Annotated in this window: 21 protein-coding genes; 11 read left to right on the top strand and 10 right to left on the bottom strand. The window is 72.6% G+C overall.

Features of this window, described 5'->3' with window-relative positions; all coding sequences use genetic code 11:
• From CCS38_RS09625 to CCS38_RS09610, 4 genes are all read right to left on the bottom strand, one after another.
• A partial coding sequence (locus CCS38_RS09625; protein WP_308050767.1) for a phosphatase PAP2 family protein occupies positions 1–743 on the bottom strand: 743 nt, incomplete at its 3' end.
• Positions 744–832: 89 nt separating this feature from the next.
• Positions 833–1768, bottom strand: coding sequence for a M56 family metallopeptidase (locus CCS38_RS09620; RefSeq protein ID WP_223732781.1), 936 nt, complete (start codon positions 1766–1768; stop codon positions 833–835).
• Positions 1769–1916: 148 nt separating this feature from the next.
• On the bottom strand, positions 1917–2474 hold the full coding sequence (locus tag CCS38_RS09615; RefSeq protein WP_223732780.1) for a DUF5134 domain-containing protein: 558 nt from the start codon (positions 2472–2474) through the stop codon (positions 1917–1919).
• 153 nt (positions 2475–2627) lie between these two features.
• Positions 2628–3020 carry a VOC family protein gene (locus CCS38_RS09610; protein ID WP_031059322.1) on the bottom strand — a complete coding sequence of 131 codons (393 nt, stop codon included), beginning with the start codon at positions 3018–3020 and terminating at the stop codon, positions 2628–2630.
• Between the two features lie 112 nt (positions 3021–3132).
• Here CCS38_RS09610 and CCS38_RS09605 point away from each other — a divergent pair, with 112 nt between their 5' ends.
• Entirely contained in the window at positions 3133–3675 is a 543-nt protein-coding gene (locus tag CCS38_RS09605) for a GNAT family N-acetyltransferase (protein WP_223732779.1), read from the top strand.
• Positions 3676–3723: 48 nt separating this feature from the next.
• On the opposite strand, the gene CCS38_RS09600 is transcribed toward CCS38_RS09605, so the two are convergent.
• Both CCS38_RS09600 and CCS38_RS09595 read right to left on the bottom strand, forming a co-directional pair.
• A complete protein-coding gene (locus CCS38_RS09600; RefSeq protein ID WP_223732778.1) occupies positions 3724–4407 on the bottom strand; it encodes a glycerophosphodiester phosphodiesterase in 684 nt (227 codons plus the stop codon).
• Positions 4408–4622: 215 nt separating this feature from the next.
• On the bottom strand, positions 4623–5294 hold the full coding sequence (locus tag CCS38_RS09595) for a PadR family transcriptional regulator (protein WP_263301875.1): 672 nt from the start codon (positions 5292–5294) through the stop codon (positions 4623–4625).
• Between the two features lie 253 nt (positions 5295–5547).
• Between CCS38_RS09595 and CCS38_RS09590 the strand changes: the two genes are divergently transcribed.
• From CCS38_RS09590 to CCS38_RS09575, 4 genes are all read left to right on the top strand, one after another.
• On the top strand, positions 5548–6945 hold the full coding sequence (locus CCS38_RS09590; protein WP_223732777.1) for a DUF6421 family protein: 1398 nt from the start codon (positions 5548–5550) through the stop codon (positions 6943–6945).
• A gap of 29 nt (positions 6946–6974) precedes the next feature.
• Positions 6975–7736 carry an SDR family NAD(P)-dependent oxidoreductase gene (locus CCS38_RS09585; protein ID WP_223732782.1) on the top strand — a complete coding sequence of 254 codons (762 nt, stop codon included), beginning with the start codon at positions 6975–6977 and terminating at the stop codon, positions 7734–7736.
• Complete coding sequence (locus CCS38_RS09580) at positions 7733–8806, top strand: threonine aldolase family protein (protein WP_223732776.1); 1074 nt, start codon at positions 7733–7735, stop codon at positions 8804–8806. Before CCS38_RS09585 ends, CCS38_RS09580 begins: the two co-directional genes overlap by 4 nt.
• 92 nt (positions 8807–8898) lie before the next feature.
• On the top strand, positions 8899–9594 hold the full coding sequence (locus CCS38_RS09575) for a B3/B4 domain-containing protein (protein ID WP_223732775.1): 696 nt from the start codon (positions 8899–8901) through the stop codon (positions 9592–9594).
• Between the two features lie 64 nt (positions 9595–9658).
• On the opposite strand, the gene CCS38_RS09570 is transcribed toward CCS38_RS09575, so the two are convergent.
• Positions 9659–10372, bottom strand: coding sequence for a lysophospholipid acyltransferase family protein (locus CCS38_RS09570; protein ID WP_223732774.1), 714 nt, complete (start codon positions 10370–10372; stop codon positions 9659–9661).
• A gap of 321 nt (positions 10373–10693) precedes the next feature.
• Here CCS38_RS09570 and CCS38_RS09565 point away from each other — a divergent pair, with 321 nt between their 5' ends.
• The 6 genes from CCS38_RS09565 (at position 10694) to CCS38_RS09545 (ending at position 15324) form a co-directional block, all read left to right on the top strand.
• A complete protein-coding gene (locus CCS38_RS09565; protein WP_308050764.1) occupies positions 10694–11038 on the top strand; it encodes a thioredoxin family protein in 345 nt (114 codons plus the stop codon).
• Positions 11039–11133: 95 nt separating this feature from the next.
• Complete coding sequence (locus tag CCS38_RS35670; RefSeq protein WP_351598915.1) at positions 11134–11214, top strand: putative leader peptide; 81 nt, start codon at positions 11134–11136, stop codon at positions 11212–11214.
• A gap of 56 nt (positions 11215–11270) precedes the next feature.
• Positions 11271–11783, top strand: coding sequence for a flavin reductase family protein (locus tag CCS38_RS09560; RefSeq protein WP_223732772.1), 513 nt, complete (start codon positions 11271–11273; stop codon positions 11781–11783).
• A gap of 211 nt (positions 11784–11994) precedes the next feature.
• The gene (locus CCS38_RS09555) at positions 11995–12780 is read left to right on the top strand and encodes an electron transfer flavoprotein subunit beta/FixA family protein (protein ID WP_223732771.1); all 786 of its coding nucleotides are present in this window, start codon (positions 11995–11997) and stop codon (positions 12778–12780) included.
• A 75-nt stretch (positions 12781–12855) separates the two neighbouring features.
• Entirely contained in the window at positions 12856–13818 is a 963-nt protein-coding gene (locus CCS38_RS09550; protein ID WP_223732770.1) for an electron transfer flavoprotein subunit alpha/FixB family protein, read from the top strand.
• 222 nt (positions 13819–14040) lie between these two features.
• A complete protein-coding gene (locus CCS38_RS09545; RefSeq protein WP_223732769.1) occupies positions 14041–15324 on the top strand; it encodes a DUF6986 family protein in 1284 nt (427 codons plus the stop codon).
• 9 nt (positions 15325–15333) lie between these two features.
• Here CCS38_RS09545 and CCS38_RS09540 read toward each other — a convergent pair whose 3' ends face one another.
• From CCS38_RS09540 to CCS38_RS09530, 3 genes are all read right to left on the bottom strand, one after another.
• Positions 15334–15912 carry a rhodanese-like domain-containing protein gene (locus CCS38_RS09540; RefSeq protein WP_223732768.1) on the bottom strand — a complete coding sequence of 193 codons (579 nt, stop codon included), beginning with the start codon at positions 15910–15912 and terminating at the stop codon, positions 15334–15336.
• A gap of 64 nt (positions 15913–15976) precedes the next feature.
• Positions 15977–16732 (bottom strand): sulfite exporter TauE/SafE family protein, encoded by a 756-nt coding sequence (locus tag CCS38_RS09535; protein ID WP_223732767.1) that lies wholly within the window; start codon positions 16730–16732, stop codon positions 15977–15979.
• Positions 16729–18114, bottom strand: a complete 1386-nt coding sequence (locus CCS38_RS09530) for an MBL fold metallo-hydrolase (protein ID WP_223732766.1) — start codon at positions 18112–18114, stop codon at positions 16729–16731. The genes CCS38_RS09535 and CCS38_RS09530 overlap by 4 nt, the downstream gene beginning before the upstream one ends.
• Between the last annotated feature and the right edge of the window lie 115 nt (positions 18115–18229).

The raw sequence follows: 18229 nt of genomic DNA, 5'->3' as shown, positions 1-18229 counted from the left end.
GTGGCCGGGCCGGAGGGCTTTGCGGCGTCGGGCGGCGTGGTGGCCGCGGCCGAGGCGAGGCGGGTGTAGAGGCCGGCCGCGGCGGCCACCAGCGCCGCGCCCAGCAGCCAGCCGGCCAGTACGTCGGAGAGCCAGTGCACACCGAGGTACAGCCGGGTGCAGCCGACGCCGAGCACGGAAACGAGGGCCAGTACGGCCACCACCCGGCGCCACACCACGGGCGCGCCGCGCTCGGCCAGTACCCACAGCGCCAGCCCGCCCGCGACCGCGGCGGTCATCGCGTGTCCCGACGGGAACGAGGCGTAGTGCGCGGAGTCGACCGGGTCCGGCCAGACCGGGCGCGGCCGGTCCAGCAGGGCCTTGACGCCCTGCTGGAGCAGCGTGCCGACGACGGACGTGGCCGCCACCCACGCGGCGAGGACGCGCACCCCGCGCCACACCAGCCAACCCACGAACACCACCAGCACCGCACGCATCGTCCAGGGGTCCCAGACCCAGTCGGTGAGGATGCGGTTCGCCTGTGTCCAGTCCGGTGACGCGCGCGCCATCTCGTGCAGGTCTCCGGCGATGGTCCGGTCCGTGTGTGCCAGTGGTGCCCAGCGGACGGCCACGAGAATGCCGAGCGCCACGGCCGCGGCGGCGAGCCACCCCGCCGTGCACAGCGCCCGCGCGCCTGCCGTGGTGCCGGGCGGCGTGGCCGTCCCGGGTGCGCTGTCGGTGCCGGAGGATGACGGAGTACCCATACTCCGATCCTGGCCGAACCACCCCGGCCCCGGCCACCTCTCAGCTGCACCGATGTCGCGTACCGGACGACGTCCGGACCGTGCGGCCGTCAGGTGAGGGCGCTCAGCCCCGGTACGAAAGTGATCAGCAGGGGGACGACCGGCACCAGGGCGGCCACGGCGGTCATGCCGAGCCGGCGGACCGGCGTGAGGCGGGCGGCCGGGGCGAGCAGCCGGTCGACCCGCGCGGGAACCTGCGCGCACTGCGCCGGGCAGGGGCCGAAAACGCCGCGATCCTCGTTCAGTTCGACCAGCGCCAGGGCGGTCGTCAGCCGTCCGAAGCGGCGCGACGCCATGTCGTCGGCGCACAGTTCGACGAGCCGGTGCACCTGGTCCTGGAACGCCGCGAAGACCGGCACCTGCGGGAACCCCACGGCCAGCGCCGTCGCGCAGTGCAGCAGCAGATGGTGGCGCGCCCGGGCGTGGCCCTTCTCGTGCGCGATCACCGCGTCGAGCTGATCGCCGTTCAGGCGGCGCAGCGCGGCCGTGGTGACGACCAGCTGGGGCGAGAGGCCGGGCAGCCACCACGCCTCGGCGCGGTCGCCCTCCAGCACCACGAGCGGCTCGTCGGTCCGCTCCTCGCCGGGCAGCAGCGGCGAGCGCAGCGCCACGTCGGCGCGGCGCTGCTTGCGGCGCGCACGGGATGCCCGCACCTCCCGCGTCAGCACGACGGCGGTCCACGCGCCGCCGCACGCGAGGAGGACGGCCAGCGGGGCCGCCCAGAAGCCGTAGGCGCCGAGCGCGTACGCCTCGATGACGGCGTGCGGGGCGAGCGCGAAGACGTTGCCCCGCACCGCCTCCCAGGCCGCCGCGGCGCTCAGGGCCATGGCCAGCACACAGCACAGCAGCACACCGGCGACCACGCACTGCCAGACCCACAGGGCGAGCACCGGCTCGCGGTCGGGCCAGTCCGCGCGGGCCATCAGGCGCGGCGCCATTGCCGCCGCCAGCGCGCCGAGGAGGATCAGCGCGAAGGGGACCATCATGGCCGTCACCTTATGGCGGGAGGCTACTGGGAGGTACGGTCTCGCCGCGGAAGTGACGCATGACACCGACGGATGAGGTGTGAGGCGCTCAGGCGTGCTCAGTACCGGTGACCGGCCCCTGGCCCTGCCACTTACCCGGTTCTGCCCCTCACACCGTCAGCAGCATCGTGAACATGCCGACGCTCATGGCCGTGCGGCAGGCGTTCAGCAACTCGGGGCGCGGCACGGCGGGCGGGCCGCTGGCGGGGACCACGGCGGGGGCCGGTATCAGGCGTATGCCGGACGCGACGGCGTGCACCGCGAAGTACGCGAGCAGCAGGCCCGTCAGCACGGGTATCCCGCCCGCACCGCCGTGGGCAGCATGGCCCGCGTGCCCGGCACCGGCCTGCGCCGTCGTCATCACCAGCGCCATGTACACCATGGCGAGCGAGCCCACCGCGTGATGCGGATGGCGGGCGGCGAGGGCCCAGAGGCCGGTCGCCCCGAAGGCCGCCACGAAGGCCCACGCCGACCAGCCGGGCACCGGCACGACGGCGGCCGGCAGCGCCATCGCCGCCATGCCCAGCGCCATCAGCCCCTCGCCGCGCGCCTGCCCGCGCCGGGCCGGATCCCGCTCCGCCCCCGCGCGCGAGCGTATGAGGCAGTACGCGCTCGCCGCTGCGCACAGCGCCACCAGCAGCCAGCCGGCCATCGTCGGTCCCTGCACGGCGTACCTCCCCCTGGAGCACGTACGCGAACGATCTCTTCCGCTCGCAGGATGCCCGCCGGGGTCCCGCTTCACGGGAGCGCACAGGCGCACGAGGGAGCGCGTGTGCGATTACCGCGCGAATCCCGTGCGAGGACCTCCGAGGTCCGCCGCTCAGATCCCCGGCCGGTACCGCAGCGGATGGTCCGCCGGGACCTCCGTGAGGACGATCCGGTGGCCGTCCGGGTCGGCGATCCACATCTCGATCAGCCCCCACGGCTCCTTGACCGGCGGCCGCAGGATCTCCACGCCGTGCGCCGCCAGTTCCTCGTGGGCCGCCGCCGCGTCCGCGACCTGGAGCCACAGCTGGAGCGTCGCCGTGGGCGGCTGCTCGGAGCGGCCCGAGACCTCCAGGAAGCCGCCGCCCAGGAAGTACACGACGCCGCGTTCGGGCCCCGTGCCGAACTCCCGGTACACCGGGAGGCCCAGCGCCTTTCCGTAGAACTCCCGCGACCGCTCGGGGTCGGCCGGCCGCACCAGCACTCTGCTGCTCAGTACCTGCACCATGCCAAGGACCCTACGGGCTGCCGGGCTTCCGGAACACCGCGACGTGCGGCCCGGCGCCCTTGTTAGCCTCGTGCCCGCCGGCCCCGCCCGCCCGAGAGGACCACTGCCCGCCATGGCCACCACGCCCGCACCCGAGCTGACCTTCCGCGCCGCCACCGCCTCCGACGTCCCCGCGCTCGTCGAGCTCATCGAGTCGGCGTATCGGGGGGACGCCAGCCGGGCGGGCTGGACCACGGAGGCGGACCTGCTGGCGGGGCAGCGCACGGACCCCGAGGGCGTCGCCGCGGTGGTCGCCGCCGAGGGCAGCCGGCTCCTGGTGGCCGAGCGGGACGGCGAGCCGATCGCCTGCTGCCAGCTGGAACACCGCGGTGAGCACGCCTACTTCGGCATGTTCGCGGTGCGCCCCGCGCTCCAGGGCGCCGGCCTGGGCAAGGTGATCATCGCCGAGGCCGAGCGCACCGTACGCGCCGAGTGGGGCGCCCGCGAGATGCACATGACGGTCATCCGGCAGCGCGCCGAGCTGATCGCCTGGTACGAGCGCCGCGGCTACGCGCGCACCGGCCGGATGACCCCCTTCCCGTACGGCGACGAGCGCTTCGGCATCCCGCAGCGCGACGACCTGGAATTCGAGCTGCTGGTGAAGAAGCTGGCCTGAAAGCCGGCCTGCCGGTAAAAACCGGGCGCTCCGTACGGGGCTCGGCGGTCACGCCGTGAAGCGCGTCGCCCGGCGGATCTCCGGGAAGTCGGTGACCACGCCGTCCAGGCCCATCCCGCGGGCGATCCGCAGCTGGTCGTGGGTGTTCACGGTCCAGGCGAGCACCCGCAGGTCGGCCGCGTGCGCGCGCTCGACCAGCTCCAGGGTGAGCCGGCGGATGTTCAGCGAGATGTACTCCGCACCCACGGTGCGCGCCCGGTCCACCACGTCCATGCCGTACCGGCTCGCCACCAGGCCCGTGCGGACGCCCGGCAGCAGCGTGCGGACGGCCGCCAGCGCCTCGTCGTGGAAGGAGATCACGTCGACCCGGTCGACGAGGTCCCGCTCGCGCAGCACGTCGGCCAGCGCCCGGGCCGCCGCCACGTCCTTGATCTCGGCCTGCAGCGGTGCCTGCACCGCCTCGACGACCTCTTCGAAGACCGGGATGCGCTCGCCCTTGCCCGCGTCCATCTCGCGCAGCGCGGCGAGGGTGTGGTCGGCGATGGGCCCGTGTCCGTCGGTCGTGCGGTCCACATCCGCGTCGTGCATGACGACGAGCGCGCCGTCCTTGCTGAGGTGCACGTCCAGCTCGATGAGGTCGAGCCCTTCGTGTTCGGCGCGGCGGAAGGAGCGCAGGGTGTTCTCCGGCTCCACACCCATGACCCCGCGGTGTCCGATGGTCAGGAAGGACAAGGCTGCCTCGCTTCTGTGGCTGTCGGCTGTGGCTGGCGGTACGGCACCGGCCCCGGTGCCGCCGGCCGCCGCTGCCACCGGCTGTGGCACGGCTGCCGGAAACGGCGGCCAGCCTAACGGGCCACGCTGACCACTGAGGGAACGCCGGATGTCGTCGCGGCGTGCCCTGTGCGGGCGCTCGCGACCCGCGGCGGGGCACGGGTACCCGGATCCGCTCACCCGTGCGTGGGCGCGTCCTGCGCGTGCTGACGGCCGCCCAGCCGCTCCAGGTCGGCGAGCATCGCCTCGGCCAGCTCCAGCTCCGCCAAGTGCTGCCGCTCGCTCCAGCCCAGCGCGACGCGTGGGAAATCCCACTCCGGCTCCGGACCGGCGTCGGCCAGCGCCTCCCGTACCTCCCGCAGCCCGGCCCGGGTGCGCTCCCGGTGCCGCTCCACGAGGGCGCGCAGCGTGCCCGGCGCGGCGAGGTGGCCGAGCCAGACGCGCAGGAGGAGCGGGTGCTTGAGGACCGCCGGGCCGCAGTCCCGGGTGCCGTCCGCCCAGACGGCCAGCGCGTCGCGCCCGTCCTCGGTGATCGTGTAGCGGCGCTTGGCCCGTGGTTCGTCCGGGCCCGAGCGCCGGGAGGTGACCAGGCCCAGCTCCTCCAGGCGGCGCAGCTCGGCGTAGATCTGGCTGATGGCCGGCGACCAGTAGAAGAAGCGGAGCGAGGTGTCGGCCCACTTCTTGAGGTCGTAGCCGGTGCGGCCGTCACGGAAGGAGAGCAGCCCGAGCACGGCCCAGGCGGTGACGGGGAGTCGCGGGTACGTGGTGGCCCCCTGGCGGCGGTACGGCGTGCTTGCCCGGCCATCTTCGGGGCGCGGCGGGGGAGCGCGGTCGCAGAGCCCGAACATCTCGCGATCCGGGATGTTCCTGACCGGTCGGTGATCGTACGAACGCCGACTGGTGACCGGATTCGGTCGGTCACCGTACGTACGCCACTCGTATGGCCGGTACGGCAGAAAATGCCGATTCCCGCTACGTCCACAGGAAAAACATCTTCGTTGGTGGGGGTTGCGCAGGATGATTTCCGTTGATCCCTCTTGAGGGACGGGAGTGGCCCGGTTACGGTGTACTCACCGAACGATCTCCTGCCGGAGGGCAGTCATGACGGAAATTCTTTCGCCTGTGAGTGTCCAGGCGGGCACGACGACCGCAGAGCGCGTGGTCGAGCACGCGGCCTGGCCCGTACTGAAGGACGCCATCGAGGCCATCAGGCCCTGGCAGTCCGCGGACGGCTCCATCGACCTCGACGCCGAGGGCGCGCCCGACGCCGCCACGGTCCGGCGCACGGTGGACCGCGCGATAACCGCGATCGAGGAGCTCTCCCCGCTGCTGCCGCACGACGCCGCGTACCACCGCGCGCTCGTCGCCGACCTGCGCCGCTGGGCCGACGGCGGCTTCGCCGTGCCGGACTTCCTGGACTCGCTGCTCGCCTTCCAGCCGGCCCGCGACCGCGAGGACGGCCTGCAGCACCTGGTCGTCTTCCCGATGTACACGCAGAACGGCAACCCGGACCGCAACTTCGAAGCGGTCGTGCTGCGCATGGTCTGGCCCGAGTGGCTCGCGGAGCTGGAGCGCACCCGCTACGACAACCCGCTGTTCTGCGGCATCGCCTTCGAGGACTTCACCGCGGGCTACGACACCAACTCCGCGGTGCTCTTCCCCGAGACCATCGCCGTGCGCGAGGCCCCCGAGCGCTTCAGCTGGGGCGGCATCTTCTGCGACCGCGAGGCCGCGCGCTTCCGCCGGGTCAGCGAGGCTGCCGTGGACGTCCTCGGCATCGACCTCCCGGACGACGTGCGCGCGATGCTCGCCGACCAGGACCGTTGCCAGCAGGCGTTCGTCCTGTGGGACATGGTGCACGACCGCACGCACAGCCACGGTGACCTGCCCTTCGACCCGTTCATGATCAAGCAGCGGCAGCCGTTCTGGATGTACGGCCTGGAGGAGCTGCGCTGCGACCTCACCGCCTTCAAGGAGGCCGTGAAGCTGGAGGCCGAGGGCCTCCCGCAGGCCAGGGACGTCCAGTACGCCGTGATCTTCGACCGGATGTTCCGCTTCCCGGTCACCGGCGACCGCGTGAAGAACTACGACGGCCTCGGCGGCCAGCTGCTCTTCGCGTACCTCCACAAGCACGACGTCGTGCGCTGGACGGACAACACGCTGCACATCGACTGGCAGCGGGCCCCGCTGGTCACCCAGCAGCTGTGCGGCGAGATCGAGAAGCTCTACCGCGACGGCATCGACCGGCCCAAGCTGGTGCACTGGCTCGCCGCGTACGACCTGGTCTCCACCTACCTCGCGCCGCACCCCGGCTCGGTCTGGGCCAAGGGTCCCGACGCCCTGGATCTGAGCCTCCCGCCGCGGAAACTCGTCGACGAGGTGCTTCCGGACGAATTCCCGTTGAGCATGTTCTATGAGGCCCTGCGCAAGAAGCTCCGTGATGTCATCGCCTCCACGAAGGGCATCACGGCCGGCGACGAGGCAGGGGCGGCGGCGTGAGCGCGGACGAGGAGCAGCGGGAGGCCGAGATGATCACTACGACCGGTAACCAGGGCGTACTGGAGGGCGCGGTCGTCGCGGTGGCCGGCGCGGCGGGCCCGGCGGGCCGGGCGGCGCTGCTGCGGCTGGCCGAGGCGGGCGCCACGGTGATCGCCTCGGACGCGGACGCCGCGCGGCTGGCCGAGGCGGTGGACGCCGCACGGTACGCCCACGGCGGCGCGACCGTCATCGGCGACACCGTCGACCTGCTGGACCTGGACGCCACCCGGGACTGGGTGGACCGCACGGAGAAGGAATTCGGCCGGATCGACGGCCTGGTGCACCTCGTGGGCGGCTGGCGCGGCTCCGCGTCCTTCGCGGAGACCGACCTCTCCGACTGGGACCTGCTGGAGAAGCTGCTGATCCGCACCGTCCAGCACACCTCGCTGGCCTTCGAGGGCCCGCTGAAGCGCAGCGGCAACGGCCGCTACCTGCTCATCAGCGCGGCGGGCGCGAGCAAGCCGACGGCCGGGAACGCCGCCTACGCCGCCTCCAAGGCCGCCGCGGAAGCCTGGACGCTCGCGCTGGGCGATGCCTTCCGCAAGGCCGGGGGCGACAGCGGGCCGCACGCGGCGGCTGCCATCCTGGTGGTCAAGGCGCTCGTCAACGACCAGATGCGCGCCGAGCGACCGAACGCGAAATTCGCGGGCTTCACGGACGTGACGGAGCTGGCAGAGGCCATCGTCGGCGTCTGGAACCGGCCCGCCCAGGAAGTGAATGGACAGCGTCTGTGGCTGACCCCCAAGCCGTGAGTGCCGGCAAGACCGACGCGCGGCGCCACCACGACCCCTCGGTACGCGGCTTCGCCAGCGACAACTACGCCGGCACGCACCCCGAGATCCTCGAAGCGCTCGCCCTCGCCAACGGCGGTCACCAGATCGCCTACGGCGGGGACGAGTACACCGAGAATCTCCAGCGCGTCATCCGCAGCCACTTCGGGCAGACCGCGGAGGCGTTCCCCGTCTTCAACGGGACCGGCGCCAACGTCGTCGCCCTCCAGGCCGTGACCGACCGCTGGGGCGCGGTGATCTGCGCCGAGTCCGCGCACATCAACGTCGACGAATGCGGGGCGCCGGAGCGCGTCGGCGGCCTGAAGCTGCTGACCGTCCCCACCCCGGACGGCAAGCTCACCCCCGAGCTCATCGACCGCGAGGCGTACGGCTGGGACGACGAGCACCGGGCCATGCCGCAGGCCGTCTCGATCACGCAGAACACCGAACTCGGCACGGTCTACACCCCCGACGAGATCCGGGCCATCTGCGAGCACGCCCACGAGCGCGGCATGATCGTGCATCTCGACGGCTCCCGGATAGCCAACGCCGCGGCGTCGCTGGACGTTCCCATGCGGGCGTTCACCAACGCCGTGGGCGTGGACATCCTGTCGCTGGGCGGCACGAAGAACGGCGCGATCTTCGGCGAGGCCGTGGTCGTCATCAACCCCGACGCCGTGCGCGCCATGAAGCACCTGCGCAAGCTGTCGATGCAGCTCGCCTCGAAGATGCGCTTCGTGTCCGTGCAGCTGGAGGCGCTGCTCGCCAAGGACCTGTGGCTGCGCAACGCCCGGCACGCCAACACGATGGCGCAGCGGCTGGCCGCCGGGGTGCGCGCGGTCGAGGGCGTGGAGATCTTGTACCCGGTCCAGGCCAACGCCGTCTTCGCGCGGCTGCCGCACGACGTCAGCGAGCGCCTGATGAAGCGGTACCGCTTCTACTTCTGGGACGAGGCGGCCGGCGACGTCCGGTGGATGTGCTCGTTCGACACCACCGTGGAGGACGTGGACGGCTTCGTGGCCGCGCTCCGCGAGGAGATGGGCCGGCCGTAACGGCGGTGGAGGATACGCGACGCGCGGTTCAGTGGGTTGTACTTTTCGGTGCAGCTTGCTGAACCGCGTTCGTGCGTGCTGGAATGCCTGCCATGAGCATCTCCGTCACCGTCTCCGATGACGTCCGGGCGCTGGCGCCCGGCTTCGCGCACCTCGTCGTCGAGGCCCACGACCTGGTCAACGGACCCAGCGACGACGCCAGTTCGGCGCTGCTGGACGAGGCGGCGGCCCGGCTCGCCGCGCGGCTGTGCGGCGCGCCCCCGCAGGACGAGCCGCATATCGCCGCCTGGCGCGCCGCGTACACCGCCTTCGGCGCCAAGCCCTCGCGCACCCGCAACTCCGCCGAGGCGCTGGCCCGGCGCGCCCTGGCCGACGGCGGCCTGCCCCGCGTCAACCGCCTCGTCGACGTCTACAACGCGGTCAGTGTCGCGCACGTCGTCCCGGTCGGCGGCGAGGACCTGAACCGCATCGAGGGCGGCATGCGCCTCGTACGCGCCACGGGGGGCGAGCCCTTCGAAACGGGGGCAGGGGGCGAGACCGTGACCGAGCACCCCGAGCCCGGTGAGGTCGTCTGGCAGGACGGCATCGGCGTCACCTGCCGCCGCTGGAACTGGCGCCAGGGCGTCCGCACCCGCCTCACCGAGGACTCCACCAGTGCGCTGTTCCTGCTGGAGCGGATGGCGCCGATGACGCTGGACGCGCTGGAGGAGGCGGGCGCGGAACTCGCCGAACTGCTGGAGAAGTTCTCCCCGGGCGCGCGCATCGAACTGGGCGAGATCCGCCGCTGAGCCGCGCGCTCACGGGGGCTGCGGGGCGCGCGCCACGGGGATCGCCGGGCCGCGCCCTCCGGGGTCAGCCCGCCGTCCGCGGTGCCGGTGCCGTGCCGCCCAGGTGGGCCGGTACCCACCAGGTGTCGTCCGGGCCCTTGGGGCGTACGGGGTAGGCGCGCTGGGCCGCCTCCAGCAGGTCCTGCACCCGGAGGCGCAGCCGGTCGGTGATCTTGTCGGTCTGCTCCTCGGCGGGCGCCTCGATCGGCTCGCCCACCCGGATGGTGATCGGGAAGTGGTTCCGCCCCAGGTCGCGCTTGTGCCCCTTGGTCCACAGCCGCTGCGTGCCCCACAGCGCCATCGGGATCAGCGGCACGCCGGCCTCCTGGGCCAGCCGGGCCGCGCCGGACTTGAAGTTCTTCAGCGTGAAGGACTCCGAGATGGTGGCCTCGGGGAAGACTCCGATGATCTCGCCGCCGCGCAGCGCGCCCATCGCGTGGCGGTAGGCGTGCACGCCCTGCGAGCGGTCCACGGGGATGTGCTTCATCGCGCGCATCAGCGGCCCGGACACCTTGTGCCGGAAGACCGAGTCCTTCGCCATGAAGCGCACCAGCCGCTTCGCGGGCAGCGCGGCCAGGCCGCAGAAGACGAAGTCCAGGTACCCGATGTGGTTGCTCACCAGCACCGCGCCGCCGCGCCGCGGAATGTTCTCCGCTCCGGCGATGTCGAACTTCAGGTCCAGCGCCTTGAACGCCGTGCGGGCGAAGCCGATGACGGGCGGATAAACGAGCTCTGCCATGGTCGGGGGGTCCCCTTCTGTGCCTGGGGAGGGGCTCTCCCGGCGGGAAGTTACGCAGCCGTAGCTTTGCGGCTTTCGGCAGATCGTGCCCGATGACGGGCGCAGGGGCTACCGTCGGGCCGCTTCGGACCGGGAGATCCTCGTCACGTCCGCGTGTGGTGGATCCCTTCCGCCTACCCCGATAACCGCTGATCAACCGGTCTCCCGCCGCAGACGGTACACCGGCCGGGAATGACCGTCGGCCCGCCTACGCTGACACCGGAGGCACGTACAGAGGTACGTACGGCGCACGGACAACGGGGCAGCGACGGAAGGCCGAAGGTGGCAGGGCAGGCGGCAGGACAGCAGGGCGCGGAACGGCTGACCGCGGAGCGGATCGGCGCCGGACTGGGGGAGCGGGCCACGCTCGTACAGTTCTCCAGCGCCTTCTGCCAGCCGTGCCGGGCCACTCGCCGCACTCTGGAGGACGTCGCGGACATGGTGCCGGGCGTGACACATGTCGAGGTCGACGCCGAAGCCCATCTCGACCTCGTACGGGAGCTGCGCATCGTGCGCACCCCGACGGTCCTCGTCCTGGACGCGGCCGGCACGGTCGTGCGCCGCGCCTCCGGGCAGCCCCGCAAGGCGGACGTCATCGCGGCCCTGGGTGCCGCGGTCGGCGCCTGAGGCTCGTGCCCGCGGCCCGTACACGCTGCGTGATTGTGGTCGCACCTGCCCGTGAGCACTTGACTGCATCACGCACGCATCGTCAGTCTGACGTCATGCGGCCTGATCCCCTTCTGTACGGACGTGTCCACGTGGACCTCCTGCGCACCGCGAGCGCGCGCTGTCCGGGCGTGTGAGCAGCGACGACAGCGCCACCGCTCCGGCACGTACACCCCAGCAGAAGGACACGTTCATGACCGTCTCGTCCGATCTCGCGGCACCCCGGCTGGCCTCTCCCGAACTGCTGCGCTCGGTCTTCCGGCGGCACGCCGCGGGAGTCGCGGTGATCACCGCGCAGGGCCCGGACGCACGCCCGGTCGGCTTCACCGCCACCTCTCTCACCTCCGTCGCCGCCGAACCGCCCCTGGTCTCCTTCGGGGTGGGCACCGGCAGCTCCAGCTGGCCCGTCCTCGCGGAGGCGGAGTACGTCGGCGTGCACATACTCGGCGAGGACCAGCACGAGCTGGCCGCCACCTTCGCGCGCAGCGGCGCCGACCGCTTCGCCGCTCCCACCTCGTGGCACACCGGCCCCCAGGGGGTGCCGGTTCTCGATGGCGTGCTCGCCTGGCTGGTCGGCCGGGTCGTGGCGCGGGTGCCCGCGGGGGACCACCGGATCGTGCTGGCCGAGGCCGTCGTCGGGGATCCGACGGGGCCGGGCCGGCCGTTGCTGTACCACCAGGGAAGCTTCACGGCCCTACGTGACTGACACCCCGTCCGGCGGCCCCGACACGCCAGGTCGGGGCCGTTGGCAAGGTCACAGTTCGACGCGCTTGCCATCGGGGAAATGCATAGGTGTACTGGCGAGTAATATTTCGGTCGGCGCGGGGATGCGCACCCGACCGGGAGCCGCCCCAACAGGCGCCTATGCTGCCAGCACAAGGCAGTTGTGAAGCGACGAAGCAGGTAGGAGAGCCGGCGTGAGCCTGAGGATCGTTGTCTGTGTGAAGTACGTGCCCGACGCCACCGGCGACCGGCACTTCGCCGAGGACCTGACCGTCGACCGCGACGACGTGGACGGTCTGCTCTCGGAGCTGGATGAGTACGCCGTCGAGCAGGCTCTCCAGATCAAGGAAGCGGCCGACGACGCCGAGATCACGGTTCTCACCGTCGGCCCCGAGGACGCCAACGACGCGCTGCGCAAGGCGCTGTCGATGGGCGCCGACAAGGGCGTGCACGTCGAGGACGAGGACCTGCACGGCACCGACGCGGTGGGCACCTCCCTCGTGCTGGCCAAGGCCATCGAGAAGACCGGCTACGACCTGGTCGTCTGCGGTATGGCCTCCACCGACGGCACCATGGGTGTCCTCCCGGCGATGCTGGCCGAGCGCCTCGGTGTCCCGCAGGTCACCCAGCTCTCCGAGGTGAGCGTCGAGGGCGGCGTCGTCAAGGGCCGTCGCGACGGTGACACCGCCACCGAGCAGCTGGAGGCGTCGCTGCCGGCCGTCGTGTCGGTCACCGACCAGTCCGGCGAGGCGCGTTACCCCTCCTTCAAGGGCATCATGGCCGCCAAGAAGAAGCCGGTCGAGGAGCTGGAGCTCGACGACCTGGACATCGACGCGGACGAGGTCGGTCTGGAGGGCGCCTGGACCAAGGTCGAGGACGCCACCGAGCGCCCGGCGCGCACCGCCGGCACGATCGTCAAGGACGAGGGCGAGGGTGCGAAGCAGCTCGCCGAGTTCCTCGCGGGCCAGAAGTTCATCTAAGGCCCCTGCGGCCGGGGTTCGCCCCGGCTCGGTCGCCCCTCAACCGCCTCATTCTTTCCGCAGGAGTGCAATCCCATGGCTGAAGTCCTTGTCTTCGTCGACCACGTGGACGGTGCCGTCCGCAAGCCGACCCTCGAACTGCTCACCCTCGCCCGCCGCATCGGCGACCCCGTCGCCGTCTCCCTCGGCAACGGTGCCGCCGACACCGCCGCCGCGCTCGCCGAGCACGGTGCGGTCAAGGTCCTGACCGCGGACGCCCCGGAGTTCGCCGACTACCTCGTCGCCCCGAAGGTCGACGCCCTCCAGGCCGCCGTCGAGGCCGTGTCCCCGGCCGCCGTGCTGCTGCCGTCCTCCGCGGAGGGCAAGGAGATCGCCGCCCGCCTCGCGGTGCGCATCGGCTCCGGCATCATCACCGACGCCGTGGACCTGGAGGCCGGCGACGAGGGCCCGGTGGCCACCCAGTCGGTGTTCGCCGCCTCCTTCACCACCAAGTCCCGCATCACCAAGGGCACCCCGGTCATCACCGTCAAGCCCAACTCCGCCGCTCCGGAGGCCGCCCCGGCCGCCGGTACGGTCGAGGCGCTCGCGGTGACCGTGGCCGACTCCTCCAAGGGCACCAAGGTCGTCTCCCGCACCCCGCGCGAGTCGACCGGCCGCCCGGACCTGACCGAGGCCGCGATCGTGGTCTCCGGTGGCCGTGGTGTCAACGGTGCCGAGAACTTCCCGGTCATCGAGGCGCTCGCCGACTCCCTCGGTGCGGCCGTCGGTGCCTCGCGTGCCGCGGTGGACGCGGGCTGGTACCCGCACACCAACCAGGTCGGCCAGACCGGTAAGAGCGTGTCCCCCCAGCTGTACATCGCCGCCGGTATCTCCGGCGCGATCCAGCACCGCGCCGGTATGCAGACCTCGAAGACCATCGTCGCCATCAACAAGGACGAAGAAGCCCCGATCTTCGACCTGGTCGACTACGGCGTCGTCGGCGACCTCTTCAACGTCGTCCCCGCCCTGACCGACGAGATCAAGGCCCGCAAGGGCTGACCCGTCCCACGGCACGTCACCGGGCCCCGTACGCGCACGCCGCGTACGGGGCCCGGCGTTTGGGAGAAAGGCGTGAACTGTGCGCGGCGGCAAGATGGGTGTTGACCTGGCCAGACGGCACGGATAGCTTCACTATGCGGAGTTTCACTTCCGTGAAGCGAAACTTGTCTAACTCTTAAGCGAATCTGGGATGGAAACGTCCCCCTATCGGGAGGGTGTCGAATGCCGCAGCAGGAGACCGTGGCCACGAGCCTTGCGAGCGCCGTACGCGAGGAGATCGGAGCCTCTCTGGCCGCGGTCGACGCGGACCTCGCGCGGCGCTACCCAGGGGATCCGGGCACTCGCCAGCCCGTCCACACGGTCTACGTACCCGGTGACATCTTCGCCGCGGACACCATCCGCTCCTGGGGCGAGGCGGCGCGCACCGCGCTGGACGAGCACGCCCCGGACGCCGCGGCCCTCGCCTCCGTACTCGGCATCTCCGACGAGCTCGCCGGGCCCGTGTACGACCGCGTACGGGCAAAGCTGGAGCGCGAGCCCATCGAGGACCTGCGCGTCGACTTCGAGGACGGCTACGGCGCCCGTCCGGACGCCGAGGAGGACGAGGCGGCGGCCCGCGCCGCCGCGACGATCGCCGCCGCTTACCAGGACGGCACCGCGGCCCCGTACATGGGCATCCGCATGAAGTGCATGGAGGCCGCCGTCCGCGACCGCGGCATCCGCACCCTGGACATCTTTCTCACCGGCCTCATGCGGGCCGGCGGCCTCCCCGACGGCCTCGTCCTCACCCTCCCCAAGGTCACCTACGCCGAGCAGGTCACGGCCATGGTCCGGCTGCTGGAGGCGTTCGAGAAGGAGCACGGCCTGGCCGCGGGCCGCATCGGCTTCGAGATCCAGATCGAGACCACCCAGTCGATCCTGGGCGCCGACGGCCGCGCCACCGTCGCCCGCATGATCGAGGCCGCCGAGGGCCGCGCCACCTCGCTGCACTACGGCACCTTCGACTACAGCGCCTCCTGCGGGGTCAGCGCCGCCCACCAGTCGCTCGACCACCCGGTCGCCGACCACGCCAAGGCGGTCATGCAGGTCGCGGCGGCCGGTACGGGGGTCCGGCTGTCCGACGGCTCCACCAACGTCCTGCCCGTCGGCTCCACCGAGCAGGTCCACGACGCCTGGCGCCTCCACCACGGCCTCGTACGCCGCTCCCTGGCCCGCGCGTACTACCAGGGCTGGGACATGCACCCGGCCCATCTGCCGACCCGGTACGCGGCCGTGTACGCCTTCTACCGCGAGGGCCTCGAAAAGGCCGCGGCGCGCCTCGCCGCGTACGTCGCCAAGGCCGGCGGCGCCGTGATGGACGAGCCCGCGACGGCCAAGGCGCTCAGCGGCTACCTGCTGCGCGGCCTGGACTGCGGCGCCGTCGACATCGCCGAGGTCGCCCGGCTCACCGGCCTCACCCGCGCGGACCTGGACGGTCTGGCGGGCCGGCCGGCGCAGGCGGGCTGACCCGGGCGGTCAGCCCTTCAGGTCGGCCAGCGTGGCGGACAGGTCCGTGGCACCGGCCCGGTTGTACGGCAGCTTCGCCAGCACCCGGGCCATGCCGCAGGTGTCGGTGAGCGCCGAGAAGACCAGCCCGCCGGCGACACCGGCCGACAACAGCCGGGCGGCGGGCCACCGCCGCCCGGCGAGCAGACCGGTCAGCACCAGCGACCCGGCGGCCAGCCGCACCTGACGCTCCATGGCCCAGACCGGGCGCGCGCCGTCAGCGCCTTCCGGACGCCGCACCTCGAGGCCCTGCTGCACCCAGCCGTTGGTGCCGCCGGTCAGGGTGGCGGCGGCTATGCCCTGCTCGGCGAGGGCGGCGCACGCCTGGGCCGAGCGGTTGCCGGAGGCGCAGACCATGAGCAGGCCGGCCCGCTCCGCCGCGTCCCGCAGTGCGGGCACGGCCTCGCCGAGGCGGTCCAGGGGGATGTTGTGCGCGCCGGGCAGATGCCCGGTGGCGTACTCCCCGGGCGTCCGTACGTCGATCACGGTCAGCTCGTCGAGCCGCGCGGCGGCCTCATCGGTGGTGAGGGCGGTGGCGGTGGTGGTCATCAGGTTCATTGCCTTTCGTGCGTTCTGTGGCTTTTGTTTGTGGGGTTATCGGGCGGCCGCCCGGTCACGTCACCGCGTCGACGACCATGAACGCCGCGACCGCCAGCAGTGCGCCGGCGAACGCGCGTTGCAGCAGCGGCCCCGACGCCTTCGCGGCCAGCCGCTTGCCGTCCCACGCGCCCAGGACCGCCGTGGCGGTGAACGGGGCGATGACCGCCCAGTCCAGCCCGCCCATGGTCGTACCGCGAGTGGCCAGGGACGCCAGAGAGTTGGCCGAGATGACCAGCAGGCTGGTGCCGACCGCGGCCGACATGTCGAAGGCCAGCACGGTGACCAGCGCGGGCACGGCGAGGAAACCGCCGCCGACGCCCAGCAGCCCCGTCAGCGCGCCCAGCCCGGCGCCGCTGCCCGCCGCCCTGGCCGGCCGCACCGACGGGGTTCCCCGCTCGGCGGCGTCCGGCCGCGCGCCGCGCAGCATACGCAGGGCCGCCAGCGCGGCGACGGCGGCGAAGGCGACCGTCAGCAGCCACTGCGGCAGACGGGCCGCCGCCGCACCGGCCAGCGCCGCCGGCACCAGCCCGGCGGCGGCGAACAGCGCCCCGGCCCGCCACCGTACGTTGCCCGCACGGGCATGCGCGTACAGGGCGGTGAGCGAGGTGACGGTGACGATCAGGAGGCTCGCGGTGGTCGCCGCCGCCGGGGTGAAGCCGAGCAGGTAGATCAGCGCGGGGACGGCGAGCACGCTGCCCCCGCCGCCGAGTGCGCCGAGCGCCAGGCCGACCACCGCACCGGCGACCAGAGCCAGGAGAAGTCCCGTCATCGAGCCGTATCGGTCCCCGGCTCGGGGCACACGAGCCGGAGCCCGGCCGGCGCGGCCGCGTCGAACCGGTCGTCGACGGCGACGACGTCCCGCCCGGCCGCGTCCAGCAGGGACGCGGCGATCGCCGCCCGCATCCCGCCCGCGCAGTGCACCCACACCACGCCCGCCGGCACCTCGCCGACGCGGTTGCGCAGCTCGTGGATCGGGATGTGCAGCGAGCCCGCGACGTACCCGCCGGAGCGCTCGGAGTCGCGCCGTACGTCCAGTACGACCAGGTCCTGATCAGCCGCCGCGCGCGCGAGGTCGGCGAAGGTGGCCCGCGGGAAGGAGCGCAGCTTCTCGCCCTCGCGCAGCCAGCTGTCCGGCGCGCCCGTGGCCGCGGCCGCCGGCCGGTCGATGCCCACCCGCGCCAGCTCGCGCTGCGCGTCGGCTATCTGCCCGGGCGTCTCGCCCAGCAGCGTGACCGGCTTGCCCCAGGGGATCAGCCAGGCCAGGTACGTGGCGAGCTTGCCCTCGCCCTCGAAGTTGAACGATCCGGCGAGGTGCCCTTCGGCGTACGCGACCCGGTTGCGCAGGTCCACCACCCACTCACCGGCCGCCAGCCGCCGCGCGAGCTGCTCGGCGTCGGCGGGCTCCGGCGGGGTGAGGTCCACGGGCGCGGGGCCTGCCGCGTTGGCCGGGCCCATGTGCGCGTAGTACGCCGGTACGTCCTCCAGGCCGGTCAGCAGCTCCGCGACGAAGGTGTCCACGTCCTGGGTGAACGCGGCGTTGTTCCGCCGCTCCGCGCCGATCGTCGTGGTGTCCCCGGCGGCCTGCGCCGACGAACAGAAGCTGCCGAACCCGTGCGTCGGCAGGACCGGCACCTCGTCCGCCAGCTCGTCGGCGAGACGGTGCGCGGAGGCGTACTGGGCGCGGGCCAGCCGCTCGGTCAGCCGCGGCTCGACGAGGTCGGGCCGCCCGACCGTGCCGATCAGCAGCGAGCCGCCGGTGAACGCGGCCACGCCGCTGCCCGCGTCCTCCAGCACGTAGGAGGTGTGGTGCGGGGTGTGCCCGGGGGTCGCCACCGCCCGCAGGACCAGGCCCTCGTCGACCGTGACGGTGTCGCCGTCGGCGATCGGCGTGCGCGCGAAGGAGACCGCCGCTTCGGCCGGTACCAGATAGCGGGCGCCCGATATTCGCGCCAGCTCCAGCCCGCCGGTGACGTAGTCGTTGTGGATGTGGGTCTCCGCGACGTAAGCGATCCGGACCCCGCGCCGGGCGGCGGCCGCGAGGACCTGGTCGATGTCGCGTGGCGGGTCGATCACCACCGCGGCCGAGCGTCCGCCGGCCAGGTAGCTGCGGTTGCCCAGTCCCTCGAATTCCAGGGTGTCGACGAAAAACACGGCAGCGCCCCTTCCTTCCGTATCGAGAATGTATACCCCTGTGCATTTACCCCCGGGGGTATCGGTACCCACCATAACAGGGGGTACCCCCGGGGGTATTCCAAACGGTGTGGAG

Source organism: Streptomyces purpurogeneiscleroticus, assembly GCF_020024005.1.
GTDB classification, from domain to species: domain Bacteria; phylum Actinomycetota; class Actinomycetes; order Streptomycetales; family Streptomycetaceae; genus Streptomyces; species Streptomyces purpurogeneiscleroticus.
This window is presented reverse-complemented; position numbering and strand designations above follow the sequence as displayed.